This window comes from Lysinibacillus sp. UGB7 (assembly GCF_049058285.1).
Lineage (GTDB): Bacteria > Bacillota > Bacilli > Bacillales_A > Planococcaceae > Lysinibacillus > Lysinibacillus sphaericus_B.
Map to the genome: position 1 here is coordinate 107632 of NZ_JBMGUV010000014.1, position 19602 is coordinate 127233.

Annotated in this window: 16 protein-coding genes, 2 pseudogenes and 1 other annotated feature; of the genes and pseudogenes, 8 read left to right on the top strand and 10 right to left on the bottom strand. The window is 34.7% G+C overall.

Features of this window, described 5'->3' with window-relative positions; translation table 11 throughout:
- Window positions 1-47: 47 nt before the first annotated feature.
- The 3 genes from ACOMCU_RS14390 to ACOMCU_RS14400 form a co-directional block, all read right to left on the bottom strand.
- Complete coding sequence (locus ACOMCU_RS14390; protein WP_421050538.1) at window positions 48-179, bottom strand: hypothetical protein; 132 nt, start codon at window positions 177-179, stop codon at window positions 48-50.
- 160 nt (window positions 180-339) lie between these two features.
- Entirely contained in the window at window positions 340-1167 is an 828-nt protein-coding gene (locus ACOMCU_RS14395) for a CPBP family intramembrane glutamic endopeptidase (RefSeq protein WP_421050539.1), read from the bottom strand.
- A gap of 108 nt (window positions 1168-1275) precedes the next feature.
- Entirely contained in the window at window positions 1276-2070 is a 795-nt protein-coding gene (locus ACOMCU_RS14400; RefSeq protein WP_010860538.1) for a MerR family transcriptional regulator, read from the bottom strand.
- Between the two features lie 306 nt (window positions 2071-2376).
- Between ACOMCU_RS14400 and ACOMCU_RS14405 the strand changes: the two genes are divergently transcribed.
- From ACOMCU_RS14405 to ACOMCU_RS14425, 5 genes are read left to right on the top strand one after another with little or no spacing between them, the layout of a single operon-like run.
- Window positions 2377-3351 (top strand): ABC transporter substrate-binding protein, encoded by a 975-nt coding sequence (locus ACOMCU_RS14405; protein WP_010860539.1) that lies wholly within the window; start codon window positions 2377-2379, stop codon window positions 3349-3351.
- A 59-nt stretch (window positions 3352-3410) separates the two neighbouring features.
- Window positions 3411-4415 (top strand): FecCD family ABC transporter permease, encoded by a 1005-nt coding sequence (locus ACOMCU_RS14410; protein ID WP_421050540.1) that lies wholly within the window; start codon window positions 3411-3413, stop codon window positions 4413-4415.
- A complete protein-coding gene (locus ACOMCU_RS14415; RefSeq protein WP_010860541.1) occupies window positions 4412-5446 on the top strand; it encodes a FecCD family ABC transporter permease in 1035 nt (344 codons plus the stop codon). The genes ACOMCU_RS14410 and ACOMCU_RS14415 overlap by 4 nt, the downstream gene beginning before the upstream one ends.
- An 11-nt stretch (window positions 5447-5457) precedes the next feature.
- Window positions 5458-6252 (top strand): ABC transporter ATP-binding protein, encoded by a 795-nt coding sequence (locus tag ACOMCU_RS14420; protein ID WP_010860542.1) that lies wholly within the window; start codon window positions 5458-5460, stop codon window positions 6250-6252.
- Window positions 6249-6899, top strand: coding sequence for an IucA/IucC family C-terminal-domain containing protein (locus ACOMCU_RS14425; RefSeq protein ID WP_421050541.1), 651 nt, complete (start codon window positions 6249-6251; stop codon window positions 6897-6899). The genes ACOMCU_RS14420 and ACOMCU_RS14425 overlap by 4 nt, the downstream gene beginning before the upstream one ends.
- A gap of 375 nt (window positions 6900-7274) precedes the next feature.
- On the opposite strand, the gene ACOMCU_RS14430 is transcribed toward ACOMCU_RS14425, so the two are convergent.
- On the bottom strand, window positions 7275-7841 hold the full coding sequence (locus ACOMCU_RS14430; RefSeq protein ID WP_421050542.1) for a DUF4256 domain-containing protein: 567 nt from the start codon (window positions 7839-7841) through the stop codon (window positions 7275-7277).
- Window positions 7842-8040: 199 nt separating this feature from the next.
- A complete protein-coding gene (locus ACOMCU_RS14435; RefSeq protein WP_421050543.1) occupies window positions 8041-9750 on the bottom strand; it encodes a methyl-accepting chemotaxis protein in 1710 nt (569 codons plus the stop codon).
- Between the two features lie 360 nt (window positions 9751-10110).
- Here ACOMCU_RS14435 and ACOMCU_RS14440 point away from each other — a divergent pair.
- Window positions 10111-10244 (top strand): annotated as a pseudogene (locus ACOMCU_RS14440) (IS6 family transposase); the annotation flags it as partial.
- A 10-nt stretch (window positions 10245-10254) separates the two neighbouring features.
- Here the strand turns inward: ACOMCU_RS14440 and ACOMCU_RS14445 are convergent.
- Together ACOMCU_RS14445 and ACOMCU_RS14450 are read right to left on the bottom strand one after the other, a co-directional pair.
- Window positions 10255-10781 (bottom strand): annotated as a pseudogene (locus ACOMCU_RS14445) (ETX/MTX2 family pore-forming toxin).
- Window positions 10782-11990: 1209 nt separating this feature from the next.
- A complete protein-coding gene (locus ACOMCU_RS14450; RefSeq protein ID WP_421050544.1) occupies window positions 11991-13331 on the bottom strand; it encodes an NAD(P)/FAD-dependent oxidoreductase in 1341 nt (446 codons plus the stop codon).
- Between the two features lie 406 nt (window positions 13332-13737).
- On the opposite strand from ACOMCU_RS14450, the gene ACOMCU_RS14455 reads away from it, so the two are divergent.
- The gene (locus ACOMCU_RS14455) at window positions 13738-13959 is read left to right on the top strand and encodes a TM2 domain-containing protein (protein ID WP_010860549.1); all 222 of its coding nucleotides are present in this window, start codon (window positions 13738-13740) and stop codon (window positions 13957-13959) included.
- A gap of 1227 nt (window positions 13960-15186) precedes the next feature.
- Here ACOMCU_RS14455 and ACOMCU_RS14460 read toward each other — a convergent pair.
- Entirely contained in the window at window positions 15187-16548 is a 1362-nt protein-coding gene (locus ACOMCU_RS14460; protein WP_010860550.1) for an amino acid permease, read from the bottom strand.
- An 81-nt stretch (window positions 16549-16629) separates the two neighbouring features.
- Window positions 16630-16881: a binding site (T-box leader), on the bottom strand.
- Window positions 16882-17030: 149 nt separating this feature from the next.
- Between ACOMCU_RS14460 and ACOMCU_RS14465 the strand changes: the two genes are divergently transcribed.
- The gene (locus ACOMCU_RS14465) at window positions 17031-17672 is read left to right on the top strand and encodes a hypothetical protein (RefSeq protein ID WP_421050545.1); all 642 of its coding nucleotides are present in this window, start codon (window positions 17031-17033) and stop codon (window positions 17670-17672) included.
- A gap of 312 nt (window positions 17673-17984) precedes the next feature.
- Here the strand turns inward: ACOMCU_RS14465 and ACOMCU_RS14470 are convergent, their stop codons facing one another.
- Together ACOMCU_RS14470 and ACOMCU_RS14475 are read right to left on the bottom strand one after the other, a co-directional pair.
- Window positions 17985-18215, bottom strand: a complete 231-nt coding sequence (locus ACOMCU_RS14470; protein WP_403004410.1) for a hypothetical protein — start codon at window positions 18213-18215, stop codon at window positions 17985-17987.
- 425 nt (window positions 18216-18640) lie between these two features.
- On the bottom strand, window positions 18641-19267 hold the full coding sequence (locus tag ACOMCU_RS14475; RefSeq protein ID WP_421050546.1) for a hypothetical protein: 627 nt from the start codon (window positions 19265-19267) through the stop codon (window positions 18641-18643).
- Between the last annotated feature and the right edge of the window lie 335 nt (window positions 19268-19602).

A 19602-nucleotide genomic window follows, 5' to 3' on the forward strand; every position in this document is an offset into this window, starting at 1 on the left:
CATGCAAGAGCATGAGACCCAGCAGAGAGCGTTAAGTAGAACGAAGACTAAAAGTCGTCACGTCCTGTGACAACGCCTTCGTGACCAACATTCTGTTGCTGTCGCACATAAAACATTTGTTGCTGTCGCTCCGCTTTCGCACATAAAACATTTGTTGCTGTCGCTTCGCTTTCGCACATAAAACATTTGTTGCCCTGATGCGGCTCATGCCTTGCCCGCAAAAAGCGAAGCGGATTTTTACCATATCCGAAGGCGGACGCTATTGTTTAAAGGATTTTTAAACAGCCTCTTTATCGCTCCCAATAGTTTAAGTGGAAAGCTGTACAAGCAATCACTAAATCATGTTTGCTCCCCATTAATACTATTTGTAGCTTCCTTGCCATACAATACTTTCTTTGGATTTATAACGATGATTAAGACTGCTACTACTAAATAAAAAATTGCGTTATACAGCATTAAATCGATTAAGTTTCCATTGATGATGCCAGTAAGAAAATTAAAGAATTGATGGATGATGATCGGGATGATTAAATTCCGATTTAAGTTATAAAATGTGGTCATGATGATTGTAGTGGATAGAATTGCAATCATAAAGAATAGCATATATTTGATTAAATCAATGCCCACGTACCCTGTAGTAAACCATATGGGTAGATGCCACATCCCCCACCAAAATCCGATGATGATTGAAGCTTTTAATGGCGAATGTTTCTTTTGGAGCTCCATTAGAGCAAAACCTCTCCATCCTATTTCTTCTCCCATTGGCCCGGACAGAAGATTTTTCAAAAAGAAATAGATCAGCATTCCCCATGAAGATATCTTAAAAATTGAGTCTGCTTCACTGTTATTAGATACGAAAAACGTTACCATCAAAAATATGAAGACTTGAATCATAATTACAGTAAGAATTACAGAAAATTTAAGTTTATTCTTGAATTTATCTTTTACAAATTGTATAAAACTCTGCCCAGGATAGATTTTTTTAAATAACGCTGCAAAAGCAAAGGTTGAGGACCAAGCTGATATACAGCGCATTACATTAAAGACCCATTCAGGAAACCCTAACACCTTTATTGCTCCTACAAGACAAAAAAGTGGCAAAAAAATGATATTGGTTAGCAGAATAAAACTTGCTACTGGTTTTTTTAGTTTCTTTTCACTATTCATGTATAATCCCCTCTTCAAACTAAGTATTTCGTAAATACAATATGCTCATAATTACGAATACATTCAGCTTAAACCTAGGGGTTACTCACAGGTCAATACATGTTTGCATTATTTTATAGGTACATACATTTCTAAAAATACACGTTCAAGTCCATCTTCATAAGTGGTGAGTAATAGATTTATATAAGCTAGCCCTAACAGTTCATACCCATTTTCTATTGCTGCTTTTCTTAAACTAGCTTCCACGTTATGGTCAGTATTTTTTCCACCAGTTGACCATCTTCCATCTTCAATAACGGTATACATACATTTTGGATGAGATAAAATTTCACCTTCAATTTCTTGATGAAAGTCTGCTACTTTTCTAACAATGATAAACTTGTCTTCTAGAATACCTTCGTCATTGAATCTTATGACTCTTCTTAAAGAAGTTAGAGTAACTGCTTTTTTCAAGCTGTCCGTGTTCTCTTTAAGAGTTTCATATTCATCATACGCAGTGAAATGCTCTATTTCTCCTTTTATTTCTAAAGGCTTCATTTCTTTTACTGTGTATTCTCCTAAGAATTGTTTAATTTTTTCGCAATCTTCTTTTACGATCTGAAGCTTTTTTAAAAGAAGCTTTTTATATTCTATTTCTTCTAAAACCTCTTGTTCTTTCTCTTCTAATATTGATTTAATTCCCTCTATACTCTTGCTTTTTCTTAATTCCTGGATTTTTTTTATTTCAATATCCATTTCTCTATAGAAATTTACTGTGGTTATATCATATATATCAAAACGATTATATTTTCTATACCCATTCTCAATGTTTTGCTTTGGTTTTACTAATTCTTTTTCTTCATAAAATTTTAAAGTATCTCTAGATACACCTAAAAATTTAGCTACTTGTCCAATTGTGTACATACTATTCTCCTTTATCATTACTGCATAAATGTTCATGATTTAGTACGTCGAAAAATAATCCCCGAAATCTTTTGCGTTCTTAGATAAATTTTATGCCCTTGATTCCCTAAAATCAGTAAAAAACTATTTTAAAAAGAAACCACATTCATTACTACACTACTCCTATCTATATATTCTATCTTTTAAATTTAAAACCTATGAAAATAATTGTCATAAAAATAAATTTTTTTGTTGTTATTGTACAACATATATAATACAATCCTAATTGAAAATGAAAATCATTATTAATTAAAAGGAGTAGAAAAAATGAATAAAAAATATTTACTTTTATTCTTCACAATATTTGCATCGCTATTTGTATTAGCAGCATGTGGAGATAAAGCATCAGATAACACAGAAAAAAAGGTAGCTGAGAAAGAAACCGAAGAACAGTCGACAAAACGTGAAATTACACATGCTCTTGGTACTACAACAATTGAAGGAACACCACAGCGCGTTGTGACACTTTATCAAGGTGCAACAGATACAATTTTAGAATTCGATGTTACACCTGTTGGAGTAGTAGAATCTTGGGCTCAAGCACCCATGTATGATTATATAAAAGAAGATTTAAAGGATGTTAAGTTTGTTGGTCAAGAAACTCAGCCAAATTTAGAGGAAATTGCCGCGTTAAAGCCAGATCTAATTATTGCAACGCAAGTCCGTCATGAAGAAATTTATGAGCAATTATCACAAATTGCACCAACTATTGTAAATACTACTCTTTATGATTTCAAAGAGACAGCTACAATAATTGGTCAAGCTTTGGATAAAGAAGAACAAGCAAAAACATTGATTGGAGATTGGGAGGCACGCGTAGCAGACTTTAAAAATAAAGTAGCTTCTACTGACAACTGGCCACTTAGTGCAGCAGTATTAAACTATCGTGAAGACCATGCTCGTATTTATGTGAAAGGCTTTGCTGGTTCTATTTTAACGGAATTAGGCTTTGAAGGACCGAAGGATTTACAAGGTAAGGATTTAGAAATTGTAAAATTAACAGATAAAGAAGGTATTCCACAAATGAACGCTGATATTACCTTCCAATTCATGGAAGATAATGCAGCTGTGAAAAAGACATATGAAGATTGGACTGCGCATCCTTTATACAAAAACTTAGATGCAGCTAAAAATAACCAAGTATATACAGTAGATGAAATAATTTGGAATTTAGCTGGCGGATTACAAGCAGCTCACCTAATGTTAGATGAAATTTACGATCATTTTGAACTTGAAAAATAGTACGAAACAAAGGGAACGCAATTAGCTTCCCTTTTTTCTGTGAAAGAAGAGGATTCATCATGTTACAGGCAACTCTCTCAAGAACACTAGGTTTAATAGTACTTTTAGGGATAGTAATAGCTTTATTTTTCTCTAGTTTAGCATTTGGACAAACGACTATCCCATTCTCTACAACATGGGAAGCAATTACAAATTATAACCCTGCCGATACAAATCACATCATTATTGGCACATCGCGATTAACAAGGGCTATTATTGCTTTAGTAATTGGTATGAATCTAGCAATTGCAGGTATATTTGTTCAAACGTTAACACGTAATCCATTAGCAGCTCCGGACTTAATTGGAATCAATTCAGGGGCTATTTTTTTCATCGTGCTTGGTATTACTTGGCTTAATGTCCAGTCGTTAACGCATTATATGTGGTTTGCATTTTTAGGGGCTACCATTGCCGGTGTAACCGTATTTTTTTTAAGCAGTATAGGCCGAGACGGTATGACACCTATAAAAGTAATCTTAGCAGGTACTGCTTTATCTGCCTTATTTATATCTTTAACACAAGGTTTACTTGTGATAAATGAGCAATCCATTCAAACAGTTCTATTTTGGATTGCAGGCTCCGTTGCTGGAAGAGATTTAGATATGTTATTACCAGTATTACCTTATATTCTTATAGCTTTAGTTATTAGTTTATTTATTGGAAAAGCAATGAACATTTTTAGTACTGGTGATGATGTTGCGAAAAGTCTTGGGCAAAATGTAGGTGTACTTAAAGTGGTGATGGGCATCCTTATTATTATTCTAGCAGGTGGCTCTGTTGCAATTGTTGGGTCTGTAGGATTTATCGGACTCATTGTACCTCATATGGCAAAAGGCCTTGTTGGTTTGGATTATCGTTGGATGATACCCTATGGAGCACTTTTAGGAGCAGCTCTACTTTTAGCAGCAGATATAGTGGCACGATTTATCATTGCTCCCCAAGAAGTACCAATCGGTGTAATGACAGCATTAATTGGTGGTCCATTCTTCATTTCTCTGGCTAGAAAAGGGGTGTCTAAACAATGAAACATTGGACGTTTCGGCTATCTAATGAAAAAGTATCTTTTGAATTGTCACTAAGATGGTTGCTCATTTTCATAGTCGGCTTATTGGTTGTCGGAACCCTATTTATTTTAAGCCTTTCAATAGGAAGTAACTGGATTCCCATTGTGGAAGTATTTTTAGAATTGACAGGATACGTTGACCAACATAGCTATGTCGTAGAGACGCTGCGATTACCGCGAGTATTATTAGCGATGTTAGTAGGTGCTTCATTAGGTATAGCGGGTCTTATTTTGCAAAGTCTAGTACGTAACCCATTAGCCTCACCTGATATTATTGGAATCACTAGTGGTGCTTCATTAGGTGCTGTATTATTTATAATTTTTGGTTCCGGTATAATCAGTATGACGCTCTTACCGTTCGCTGCGATTATCGGAGGTCTTTGTGCAGCCATACTCATTTACATCATTGCTTGGAATAATGGCGTTACACCTGTTCGACTTGTATTAATTGGTATTGGTATATCTGCTATTTTAAAAGCAAGTGTTACCTTCTTTCTTGTCTTAAGTGAAACAGCTACTACAACAAAGGCATACATATGGCTAACTGGTAGTTTATATGGGGCAAATATGAGTGATGTATTGGCGATGAGTCTATGGCTTCTAATACCTCTACCCATCCTATTAATCTGGGGAAGAAGTTTAAATGTAACAGAGTTAGGCGATGATACCTCTATTAGTATGGGGATCAATATTCAAAGGCAACGCTTTTTATTTTTAATGTGTAGTGTCGTTTTTGCAGGGACAGCAGCAGCATTTGCAGGTGGTATTGAATTTGTTGGACTCATGGCACCTCATATTGCAAGGAGATTAGTTGGCAAATCCTTTATAGGACTCGTTCCTATCACAGCTCTCATTGGGGCATTTATTGTTATGTTAGCAGATTTGGTGGCACGATCTTTGTTCTTACCACTTGATATTCCAGCAGGTGTATTTACAGCCGCAATAGGAGCTCCTTTCTTTATATATTTATTATTTCAAAATCGGCATCGATAGGAGGATGAAACATGCTCGGATTACAAACGAAAAATTTATCAATACAGTACGGTGACTATCAAGTGATTCAAGATTTAAGCTTTCAGATTCCGGCAGGTAAAATTACTGTTCTTGTCGGTGCAAATGGCAGTGGAAAATCAACACTTTTACGTTCACTTGCACGTTTATTGAAACCACAAACAGGTGATATATTAATAGATGAACAAGAGTTACAGACTTTATCTTCCAAAGAAATAGCAAAACAATTAGCGATATTACCTCAAGGCCCATTAACACCTGAAGGTATTACAGTACATCAATTAGTTAAACAAGGGCGTTATCCTCATCAACGTTGGTTTCAACAGTGGTCAGAAAAGGATGAAGATATTGTAGAAAAAGCAATAGTCGCTACACAACTCCATCTTCACAAGGACCGCGCAGTAGATTCATTATCAGGGGGACAACGCCAGCGTGCATGGATTGCCATGACATTAGCACAAGAAACACCCATTATGTTATTAGATGAACCAACTACTTATTTGGACATGACTCACCAAATTGAAGTATTAGATTTTTTATTTGAATTAAATCGCTCTGACCAACGAACAATCGTTATGGTTCTACATGATTTAAATCTCGCTTGTCGCTATGCAGACCATTTAGTTGCAATTCATGACCAAACAGTGGCTGTACAAGGTCCTCCAGAGGATATTGTAACCGTAGAAATGGTTCAAGAAGTATTTGGTATGGAAGTAGCTGTATCGGAGGATCCTTTTTTTGGAACCCCATTATGTATCCCTAAAGGTAAAGGGAGGTATGTAAAGTGAATTTAGAGCCTTATGGCGTTGAAAAGCAACCCTCACCTCAAGGTATTCCTTTACATGACTTATTGAATAAAGATACTTTATTACCAATCATTAAACAGTATGCAAATCATTTAGATACTTCTTCCTTAGCTATAGCTGGTTCTTTATTTATTAAACGTTATGCAGTTTTAGTAGCAGCTTCGAATCTGTATTATTATGGACTGCAAAAGGAGAGAGTTGATTGGTGGTCCACAGCTCGATTGGATGTAATGTCATTTACATTGCAAATTGAAGAAAATCCCACAAGCCTTTTTGAAGACTGTTGGAAAACACGCATTTTTGCCGGCCATTTAACGCCAATGATTAATTTAATCAAGAAAGAATGTAAAATTTCCTCAAAGATCTTATGGGAAAACATCGCTGTAAGGTTGCATGCAACTCTTCGCAAAAATGAAAAATCATTTGCTTTAAATGAATTAAATGAAAATTTTAATGGACTTACTTGTAGTGAAACGAATTGGTTAGGTATTGAACAAAATCCTTTTCAAACTTTTCTTCAGCGCAAAGAGAAATGGAGTGAAGTACCCGTTCGAAAAACATGCTGCCGATACTATCAAGTAAATAAAAAAGAAGAAATTCCATATTGCGGGAATTGTCCATTAAGGTAATAGTATAAAGATTAACATTAAACACTTATTGATAAAAGAAGGGCTTAGGGATCACTCCTAAGCTCTTCTTTTAACATAGTTATATTTATATGAATCCGTTGATTTTCGCTACGGCGGACTGGGCCTGGCTTCAGTCTCCTCGTCGCTACGCTCCTGCGGGACCCTTTCGCTCATGCATTCTTTGCAGAAGTCGCCGCCTGCGCTCCAATCAACTAGTGTACGTCTATAAATGATTGGGGTGATGGATAGGATGACGAACAATGGTAATAATGAACGACATTCATTAGACATGCTGACAATTGATCAAATATTGCTTGAAGACCATAAGCCTTTACCTGTAATCCGTTTTCAAATTTAGCTGCCTATATGAAAAGTTTAGACCTTTAGCGAGCCACGGAAGCCCCTTGCAGCATAGTAGGATTCTGCTCCATTGTGGTACATAAAGACATTGTCGTAGCGGCAATCACAAAAGATGGCCCCGCCGAGTTTTCTAATATTTGGAGGTGTTTGCACCCAGCTCGACGTTTTCATATCGAAATTTTCAAAGTTCTGCAGCTCCCGGTATTGTTCTTCCGTTAAAAGTTCAATGCCCATGGCAGTTGCCATATCAATAGCGTTATTTTCTGGTTTGTGTTTTTTCCTTGACTCCAGTGCTTCACGGTCGTAACAAACACTTCTGCGACCTTTAGGACTTTCTGCTGAACAATCATAAAAAATATATTCGCCCGTCTTTTTATCATGGCCAACAACATCTGGTTCACCTCCAGTTTCTTCCATTTTATTGAGCGACCACAGTTTTTCAGTATTAGCTTCGAGCTTAGCTTGTACTTCAGCCCATTCAAGACCTTTATGGCGGTGCATGTTTTTCTCAAAACGGGCTTTCAAAGTTCTGAGTAGTTCCTCACGTTGTTCTAGTGACAACGCCTTATTGCTCTTTGTCATATTCGTTTCCCCCTTTATCTTATTAGCTATAGCAATCCTTGGCTTTCTCCACTGAAGGATTTAAGGTAGGTAGGTTGATTGATATATAAAGTCTTGAATTCCTTAGGAATTCAAGACTTTCTGCACCTTTTTCACTTCCTGTATTTCTAATATTCCCCACTTAGTTTAACTATTCACTTAGTATTATAATCCGTCATCTTTATACTTTAAACATATTCGTTTTTTCTTGTAAGTCTTCCGCCATTTTAGAAAGTGCCGAAGTAGATGCAGTAATTTCCTGCATAGAGGCTAATTGTTCTTCAGTAGCCGCTGAAATATTTTGTGTCCCTTCGGCGGAGCTTTGGGCAATTTCATTAATTTGCTCCATGGATTTGGACATTTGATCAGCTCCTGCAACCATCTGTTGTACAGAAGTAGATACTTCACGAATTTGAACAGAGACCTCGTTAATAGCATGTTGAATTTTTTCAAATGATTCACCTGCGATGTTCACATTGTTAATACCTGTTTTCACTTCATTTGTAGTGAACTGCATGGAATCTACCGCTTTATTCGTTTCCGCTTGAATTCTTGTTATTAGATTAGAGATCCTCTGTGCTGACGCAGATGATTCTTCGGCCAATTTTCGAACTTCTTCCGAAACGACTGCAAAGCCTTTCCCGTGTTCGCCTGCTCTTGCCGCTTCAATTGCTGCATTTAACGCCAATAGGTTGGTTTGTGCAGCAATACTTGTAATGACTTCAACGATATGTCCAATCTCAGTCGAACGCTCACCTAATCCACTAATAACATCACTTAGACTACCAATAGATGTTTGAATCGAGTTCATTTGTAGAACTGCAGTTTGAATAATATCATTTCCATCTATAGAAAGTTGGTTTGCTTGTGTAGTAGCCTCTGACACGTTAGTAGAATTTCTAGCTATTGTTTGGACATTTTGTACCATATGATTCACAACATCCGAAGTTTCTATAATCGTACTAACCTGGTCGTCTGAGCCGCTTGCTACCTCTAACGTAACAGACGCAATATGTTCACTTGCCTCACTCGTTTGTTCCGCACTTGCCGAAAGCTCAACCGAAAATGCTGCCATCTGTTCGGACGATTGTTTCACCTGTCCAATTAAATCACGTAATTGAGCAATCATGTGGCTAAAAGTGGACGTTAAGACCCCTATTTCATCCTTAGAATCATAGTCTACGCTAAAATTTAATTCCCCAGCTTCTGCTCGTTGAACAGCATATTTTAATTTTTCTATTGGAGAAATTAGATATTTTCGTACACCGATAAAACCGATTGCCACAAACAAAATTCCTAATACAATTGATATAATTAGAGAATTTGTGATCCCTTCACTTGCCTCTGCCTTACTTTCCATATTCAAAGTACTTGCATTTTTTTTATTCAATTCTGTCAGCTCTAAACCTTTTGACATAATTTCGTCAAGCACAGGCTCCGCACTTGAATTAAAGAGGTTTATTGCTTCCTCATTCTTATTAGCAAGACTTAACTGAAAGACTTGCTCCATGCTTTCTTTAAAACTTGGATATAGCTGAATCAATTCACTTATTATTTTATCCTCATCCGATTGCATTTTGGCTGCTTCAAGTATTTTAAGATTCTTTTCATTATTTTTAAACGCATCAGTTACTTCATTTTTAATTTGAGTAATAGTTGTTTCATCTGTAAAAAGTAAAGAACGATACATATCTGAAACAATAATCCGATTATTAAGTCTATAATCTGACAAAACAATACTTGGTTCTAGACGATTTTTAAAAATATTCTCTGTATTATTCTCTAATTTTTTCATAGTGGTATATCCACTTACTTGGATAAGAGCAATCGTTAAAATTGCTATAGACATTAATAGGACTAGCTTTTTAAATATGGATAGATTACGAAGCAAGGTTAATACTCTCCTTTTCAAATTCAATTATTTGTGCACTTTTAATGAAAGACAATGATTTCTACTTTATCAAAGGTGCGAGCATACATGCTTATTTACTTCTTAACAACAACCCCCTTCACAATAACACGCTATTTTTCACACTATTCACAACATTCTACGACATATTTCGATATTTTTGAACAATATTTCGACAAAATAATATAATTAAGTACAACACCCTACTTAACTGAGTGCTTATGACTGTAGAAAAACTGAAAAAAATATCGGTTATACTTTAATCTTTTTCTTTTAAAATTAATTTAGATAAGCCGTTGATTTCCATTTCCACTCCGGTTGAGTGCCTGTAGCACCTGACATTTTCCTAAGTCCGCAAGATATCAAAACCTCCGTCATGCTTCATGTACAATAAAAGGAATCGAACCCTTCATGCCATATATAAACAAAAACGAAGTCTTCAATTAGACTCCGTTTTTTCAACGTATCACGAATGACAAAAATTATTTATAATACATTTTTTACAGTATTTAATTTTACAATGACTTCAACAGATGAATGTGCAGGAACTTGAATATTTTGCGGACTAACGATATAAGTATACGATTCACTATTTTCATGACTAGACGTATTAGAAAAATCGTATTCTGTTGACAATTCTATTATTCCCGTTTCTCCTACAAAAGGTATACTAATTTAGCAGTGACCTTTGTTCCAAATTTAAAGCCATGTGTAGTCGAACTAGTAACAGTATGCGCAAGGGATTTAGTAAAGCTTTGCGTCGTTAAAACTTGTTCAGTAGCCGTGTTATTTGTTAAATTTTCTATTCCTACATATACATTTTCTGAACTAGTAATTACAGATGAGCCATCAGCTTTGAACCGAAAATTGATTGAATAATTTAGGGTCTTTTTCCTTTCGAAACTTACCCCTTGTACCTTGTCAGGATAATAATTATCCTGATTTTTCACAAAATGATTTACTAAGTGTTCAATTGGCACCTTTGCATCTTCAATTTCATTATTAGTTTGCATTTCATTATTTGCAAGGATTTTTTCGCCAGTGTTTTGTACGACGCTTACAGGATTTGGTGATGTTATCGCAAACGAAGTACCTATAGAAGCAATGGCTACCACTGCTAGAACATTTTTGTTTTTTCTTAATATTCCACCTTTTTACTAAAATAGCATATGACACAACCTGACACAAATCTCTAGAAAGCTTATCCAAAGTAATATATTTTAGGTTAATTTACTGTAAATAACACTTCTTTTTTTCTTTAAACACATCCAAATTACAATTAAGTACTATATTAATAACCATTATAATAAAACAATATAAATTAAATTTCATATTTTATAGTTGTTAAGCGCCTAATCTTTGTAAAACTTTTTCTGGATATTGAGCGATATATATATAAAAGATACTAAAGTTGCGCGTATTTCCTCTTGAGACGCATTAAAACGGTTAAAGATGACGCTTACTGAAGGTTCCGTGTACGTAAGTGCAAAGGATATTGATAAAACTTTTTCGTGTTGTTCATAATATATCTAATATTTCCCCTTGCTCGGGAGATAGACTAAGTTGACGAATGAATAAAAAACACAAAAAACCAGTACGAACGTTTGTATTGTAGTATACTAAAAGAACTTCAAAGGCGTCATTAGAACGTGCAAAAGAACTAAAAAAGCAGGGGTGTAAACAACGTGAAATCGCTGAAACACTAGGTTTCGGCACGTCATGTAAGACGCTTATTAAGCGAGTAAAAAAAGAGGACATGAAATGCTCTTTATATAGTGGGTGCTGTCCTCTTGTGGGACAGTGCTTTTTATGCAGGATTTTATACATAGTTTGGGGTACTGGATTGGCTAAAAACTAGCGTTCTACCAACCTTGTATAAAAAATGCATACAGGACGTAGCAGGACATAGTTTGTAAACCTTGATAATGAAGGGATTTGGATTGAAAAATACTTCCTACTCCAGTTTGTTATGTAAAGGCGAATTGTATTGGACTGTATAAGGTTCTATGGATTTTTTAAAAGGCTGTTTTCTAAAAGATTGTTGCTATTCAACTAACGGATTGCGATCGTTCAATTTTGTTGGACTCGAATAGTATATCATAAGAAATTTATCTTTTTTAGTGAAAATTATTGACTTCCTATTAGCTGATTTAGTTAAATAAGTGAAATCGTTTTAAAAAAATTTTTACGATTTTGCAATAAAGCATTTAATTTCTTCAAAACTAACAATTACTAGCTAAATATTTACCTACTAAAATACCACTAGCTGCTGCTTGTGATAATGAATGTGTAACTCCTGAACAATCTCCAATTACATATAATCCTTGAATATTCGTTTGGAAATTTCCGTCAGTTTCTATTATTGGCGAATAAAACTTTCCGTCCATACCATAAAGCAATGTATCCTCATCAATTGCTTCACCAATAAGTTTTTCCAAATGGTTTAAAAACCCCTGCAAGATTTGAATATATAGTAAAGGAATTTCTTTAGTTAAGTCCCCAAATTCAGCTTTTAACGAAGGCTGAATTCGATTATTATACATATTTTCTTTTGTTGTAGACTGTCCCTCCCTTAAATCTCCAAAACGTTGTACTACAATACGATCTGTACCTTTATTTATTTCACCGATAACCTTATGTGCATACATATTTGCTTCTTTAAGAGTAGAAAAATACGTTGGAGTGAACAAAGTAAAATTCAAGTTAGAAGTTCCGTTCTTTTGCTCTCGAAAGTTTTGACCATCGGGCATGACTAAACCTTCTTGATATTTACGAATGATTCTTCCTTTAGGATTCATGCAATAAGTACTTGAAATAATATCTTCATGTGCATAAGCAAGCTTTGTTTCAAAGGTATCTTCCAAAATTAAACGTAGCTGTTGTTCTGCCATTTCAACTCTAATACCCAAATCTAAACGAGTTTTGCCTTGCTTAACTCCAAGACTAGAACATTGTTTTTTTAACCAATCTGTTCCTGATCGACCTGTTGCAAACACTACTTGCTGAGACTGGATATCCCCTTTATTTGTAATTAAAGTAAATGAGTTTTTATCTTTTTTTATATCTTGCACATCCACCTCAAATAGGATATCTATCTTGCTTGATAAAACTTTATAAATTTGTTGGAAAATTTTTGTTGAAAGTGACGTACCTAGGTGCCTCACCTCAGTAGTTAACATCTGTAAGTTACATAATTGGGCTCTTTTTGAGAGTTCTGTATTAGCTGTGGAATATTTTATAACCGAGTCTCCACCAAAACGGCATAAAATTTCGTCAACTTCATCCATTAATTGTAGAAGATTCTCTCTACCTACTTTTTGCTCTAATTCGCCGCCAAAATCACTTGTATAATTAAACTTTCCTTCTGATTTACCCAAACCAGCAAAACCAAAATATTTCTCGCATACATTACAATTGCATGTTTCACCTCGATCTATAGGACAATTTCTCTCCTCTATAGATTTTCCTTTTTCAAGAATTAATATCTTTTGATTACTTTGAGATAAGGTATATGCTAAAAAAACACTACTTACACCTGAACCGATAACTGTAATATCATACATCCAATTGCACCTTCTTTAATTAATAAGTAATAATTTCTATATAAGCATTTTACAATATGTGGATTATCAACACAAAACTATACAACTTTTTTACAGTGTACAAGTTTATACTGAACAGGTCTCATGTATACAAGTGTTCCAAGAATCCGGTATTAATGATTGTAACTTTAGGAAGCTTGGGTATCTGGGTATTAATTGATTTGTTTATGATTGTTATCGGCAACTTCACATAAGATCTACCTAATAAACAGCAATGAATAAGGCGCTGGTCAACTATGGTCGATTGGCACTTCTTTAAAATCGGAAAAGATAAATTAAGGTGTTGATAAAAACGTAAAAGAATGGTAGAATTTTCGATGGCAATAAAGTAAATTATTGCCATCGAAAAGAAAGGTGTTTGATAAAAATGCAACAACAAACTTCGGAAAAAAACTATGTAGTAATGATTTTACTATGTTTCTTTTTAGGTAGTCTAGGAATACATCGCTTCTACGCAGGTAAAATAGGTACTGGTATTTTAATGATTATAACTTTGGGTGGACTAGGTATCTGGACATTGATCGATTTAATTATGATTATTATCGGCAACTTCAAAGATAAAGAAGGAATGGAAATAAAACCTTCTTAACAATAATGAATAAGGCGTTGGTTAACTGAGGTTAACTGGCGCTTTTTTTAATGGAGAAATTTTGTTTAATAAATCGTAGATGTCAGGGAGGGTTGATATGCGCCCTATGTCTCACCTGTGGCCCCTTATATACCTCGGGAATAATAAAAGCCGCTCTGCTTCTTGTTGCAGTTGATACATTTGAATTGTTCTTGAGTTGGTTGATACACTTCTTTCCTCACTTTGTTGTGAACGAATCCGCAATCAGGAAGACGAGTTGATTGGTGCAACATTACCACTAAACAGCCGTTCTTCTTGAACTAACGGAGTGCTTTAGTTGAATAATTCTCATTTAATTGATTAAACTTTTTATAAAAATCTCATACTTAGTTAGAAAAATTTACTCCATTTTGATCAATCTTTTTTCAAAATGGAGTTTTTTCATTTGCTGATAAATAAAGGCCAAAGGAAACTTTTCAATCAATTTTTATTCTAAAGCTACAATATAAAACAAATTTCTCCCCATCAACACTTAATGATAAATAAAAAGACGGAATCAACCAATCAAATATGTAATGAGGTTACTTTCAAAGTCAGGAAGTACTGTTAATCAAGGAGAACATATATTTGAAGTATTTGGACCAAATGGTAATCCGGTATTGAAAGGGCATGTAAACATAAATCCCTCAAGAAATACAACAACTTGGCATTAGCATACTAAAGAAGATAATTTTGAATGGCATCACGGTCAAATACAGTTGAAACACAATAGTTTACCTAAAAAGTGGCTTTAGGATGTAAAACTGAAAAATAGGCTACTTATTACTAGGGATTTCCTATGTTGAGTAGCTTAATAAGTTTATCTCCATGCTTACTAGCTTTATATTTATTTTTACATTTGGGGTCTAGTCAGATTTATGCGGATTTACAACGTTAAGAAATATACACGATTTTATGCAAAGTGAAGAACAAACCAAACAAGTAAAAAAACTGCTACATCAACCGTTTACGTCACCTGTATAAAACACCGTATAATTAATGTTCATACAAAAAGCCACAAACCACTGATTTAACAGCGTTCATTGGCTTTTAGGTTCATTTCCAAACATTCATTTGGGAACGTTATTAATGTTTTCTAGTGTATAAAAATTATTAATCTTGAGATAGGTGTAACCAATCAAGTTAACCAAAAGGACTTTTTAACATATGTCTTCGTTGAAGAAGTATCAGTTAAATGAAATGATTTAACTACTTTTTAACATTTATTACTTTGTATCCGACAAATAAGATTAAAAACCAAACTGGTGCGACATATAGGGCAACACGCATATCTGGAATAAACGTCATTAACACAATAACCATTAATAAAAATGCAATGGCAATATACGTAGAAAGTGGATAAAGCGGAATTTTGAATTTCAGTTCGGCTACTTCCTCTTTCGTTTTTGACTTTCTAAATTTCAATTGTGCTAATAAAATAATCATCCAGCTTGTAATGACTGCAACAGTCGCAACAGCAGAAATATAGATGAACACTTTTTCAGGTACTACATAATTTAAGACAACCGCAATTAATAACACCGCTGAAGAAAATAAAATCCCTCTACGCGGACTACCGTTTTTACTTACTGTTTTAAAATATTTTGGAGCATTTTTTTGTACCGATAAGTTGTGTAGCATACGTCCTGAACCGTATAAACCACTATTAAACGCAGACATTGCTGCTGTAATTACAACAAAGTTAATAATGTGAGCCGCAGCAGGGATGCCGACGTAATCGAAAATTTGAACGAACGGGCTACCTTCTGAACCAACTTCGTTCCAAGGATAAATAACCATCATAACGCCTAATGCACCAATGTAGAAAATTAAAATACGCCAAACGATGTTGTTAATAGCTGAAGGAATTGACTTGCTAGGATTTTTTGCTTCTCCTGCAGAAATACCAACTAATTCAACCCCACCGAATGAGAACATAACTAATACTAGTGACATTAAAATACCATGGAAACCGTTTGGCATGAAGCCACCGTGTGCCCATAAATTATCGAAGCCAATTGCTTCACCTTGGTTGCCAACACCGAAGAAAATAATGGCTAATCCTAGAACGATCATACCGATAATCGCAACAACTTTAATCATCGCAAACCAGAATTCGAATTCTCCGTAAGCTTTTACATTTGCTAAGTTTACAAGCATCATAATAACAAGTACTACAAGGGCAGTTACCCATTGTGGAATATCAGGGAACCAGTAGTTAATATATACACCGACTACTGTTAATTCTGCCATGCCAACGACAATCCACATGAACCAATACGTCCAACCAGATAAGAACCCAGCAAAGCGTCCTAAATATTTATTCGCGTACGTACTGAACGAGCCTGATACAGGTTCCTCTACTGCCATTTCGCCTAATGCACGCATAATTGTGAAAATAACTAATCCGCCAATTAAATAAGCTAGTAAAATAGATGGTCCAGCCATTTGAATTGTTGAACTAGAGCCATAAAATAAACCGACTCCAATGGATCCGCCAAGTGCAATTAGTTGCATGTGACGAGTACTTAATCCGCGCTTTAGCTGTGAATCTTGATGATTGTCTTTCATAATGTCTTACTCCTAATACGTTTAGATTTTCAAATATTTTGCTCAAAAAAGGAATAAAAAAAAACGCCCTTTTGGATTAACCAAAAGGACGATTCAACTCGTGTTACCACCTTTAATTTATAAGCAATTCACATTACTTACCTTAAGAAGTACGGTCATTTGACGATACTCTCGCACATGATTACGGGTGCTTACCGGCGTAGCCTACTTAGAATGATCTTTTCGGTACACAGCTCCAAGATGAATTCTCAATCGTTTTACATGCACCTCTCATCAACCGGTAACTTTCTGTTCGTAAAAATAATTGATACTATTTCTTTTCATAGCCTTTGTTCTATACAAATATTTTTGAATTGTTTTTCATTTTACAGAAAAAAATTATTTTGTCAATATAATTTTCAAAATTTCTTCATAACCCACTTAATGTAGCTTCAAAATGGAGTTACTCTTTTTAGATAAGTATGAGATTTTTATAAAAAAGTTTGATCATTTTCCAGCTATGTTGTTCAACAATCGCGCAAACTAACGACGCTCCGGCTATTGTTCAAGTTATCGGCTATGCGGCTGAGGAAAAGATTGATGCAACGTTTCGTTTAGTCGAAGAGGGTGAAGGGACTGTAGCTCCTGCGTCTGCTCTTGGATTGGAAGGATCGAGTGTGGACACTGTCGGTGGTGGAGTTACAGCTGTTTCAGTTCCTTTGCATGGGGATTACAGCCTTCCTAGTAACATCACGGTGTTCTTCGATGAGGATGATAATGTATTGCAGACAAATGAAATGTTGGTTACCAAGAATGAGCTAGGAAACTTCCAGGTTTCGACGTATTTGAATGGAACGCTTGTTAAATCTCAGGATGCTGGGATTGCTTATATGACGGATGAAGAATTGCTTGCAGAAGAGCCCTCTATGATTCAACCGATGGGTTTTAACGAAGTGGCAGCTTGTCTTGTAGCAGCCATAGGTATTGGTGGTACTATGGCTTATGTTATTGCGGTTGCGTGTGGCGGTTCGTGTGTAGCACCGACACCAGTGACTGCTCCGATATGTGCTGCATGTATTGGTGCATATGCAATTCTTGGTACTGGTACTATTGCTGGAGCAGTAGCTTGTTTCAATTATCTATGAGGTGATTCGATGAACAAGGTTTTGGCGTTTTTGATCTTGGGAATGGGTTTTACTGGCTCCGTTTTAATAATCTCAGTCGTGCTATTGTTCAAATTTCGAGCCGGAATAGTGTTGCAGATTGCTGTCGCCTCAGCATTAGTTTTAGTGGTGTTCACTGTCTGGGCTCTAGTATTACGAAAGTGCTTTGAGAACGAATTAAAGTGAAAAACGTTGTGTTAAAAAGGGGGATTTGCCCTCGGATTTCGACAAAAGGCATCGAGTTTTACTTTTCTCGGTGCCTTTTGTCTTTTTAAGCACATTTGAAGCCAACAGTTATCCAAAGTGATTATGAAAACACCAAACAACAAGAAAAATACTCACTATCCCCCAAGCAGTGGTACTCCATATCCACCAAATTACGGATTTAGCTTTTGATGAATTCTCCTCGTCTTCCATATTTGCTTTTATAAAAGCGACCTTACTTTCCATACCTTTTTTCATAGAAGTGAGAACAACAAATCCAATTATTATGAAACCAATAGTTATCCAAAGTAAAAGGTCCACCTTTACACTCCCTTTATATAATTGAATTTCACCGCAATTTATTATAGTAATTAGATTCTACAAAGATAACAATAAACCTTGTGTTAATTCAAGTGCGTTTTAGTATATAAAATACCCTGTGAAAATAATAATTAATCCAAAATTTTACATAATCACGTATTAAAATGCTGAAACTTAAAGTTCTCAAAGCGTCGTTTGGTAACATTTCATAAAAGGTTGTTATTCAATAATATGGCCCGTTTGTTGAACAAAAAAAATCCTGCATATCAACACAGGATTTTTAATCAAACTTTATAATAAATGATCAATTTTTGTTTTAAACGATTAATCTTTTTTATTATTACTAGGGATTCCCTATGTCGAGTAGCTTATTATTCAGTTTTCTTTTTTATAAAATCTTAAATTACATATGAAAAATTTCTAAATCAATATTCAAGAATTTGAGAAATCCAATCTTTTATATATATTTTCTTTTGCGAGTTTGTAAAATTTATAGGTAATGAAAGGGACTGTAATTTATCGGGTAGAATGTTTATTTTATTTCGAATTAATTCATTATCAATGGATTCTGTATCGATAAAGAATAAGTAACGACCTTCGATTCTTTCTCGATATACAGACGAACAGTCCAATGTCTTATAAAACCGTGTAGAAAAATTATTACCATTTAAGTTAACGTTGAAATGTGCACGTACACCGAACTGACATGGAATATGTTTACCTGGAAGTTTGTCTAATTCTTTTTCAAACTCAATTAATTGCATTTCATTCACAAAATACGTTTCAGTGTAATAGTACCCATCGAAGTCTTTATTTATGTCAGTGTCATATGTATCATATTTAACTTCCATAACTTTACTACTGTTTTCCTGTTCTACAGGGGATAAATATTTATCAATGAGATGTTGAATAGCATGATTATCTAAATTATTTCCATAACTTAAAATGGTAAGTTGATTACGTAATTTGGTTAACAAACTATACATCTCCTGGTTATTTTTTAACATCCACCCAGTACGAGGATTATAAACTAAGTAATTACCTAGATTCATATGTATGCCACTCCTTTAACTTCCTTATAAACATTATACCCAAATAATTACTTTAGTACATATTTTTAGAAGAAATATTTGATATATAATATAAATGTAACTAGAAAATAAAATTGTGCATTTTTCTATTCTAAAAAACTTTTGGAAAGAATATCCCCATTGGTGTCTACACACAACTTAGTCGTGATGTAAATTCACTGCAAACACAAATTCTTATGCAAGCTAAAATTATAGAAACACAACTTAATCGTGACGTAACTTTAAAACACTTAAAGACGTTTTTACGAATATCTATCCTAGGTCGTACCCTATTTACTTTTATTATATAGATATTC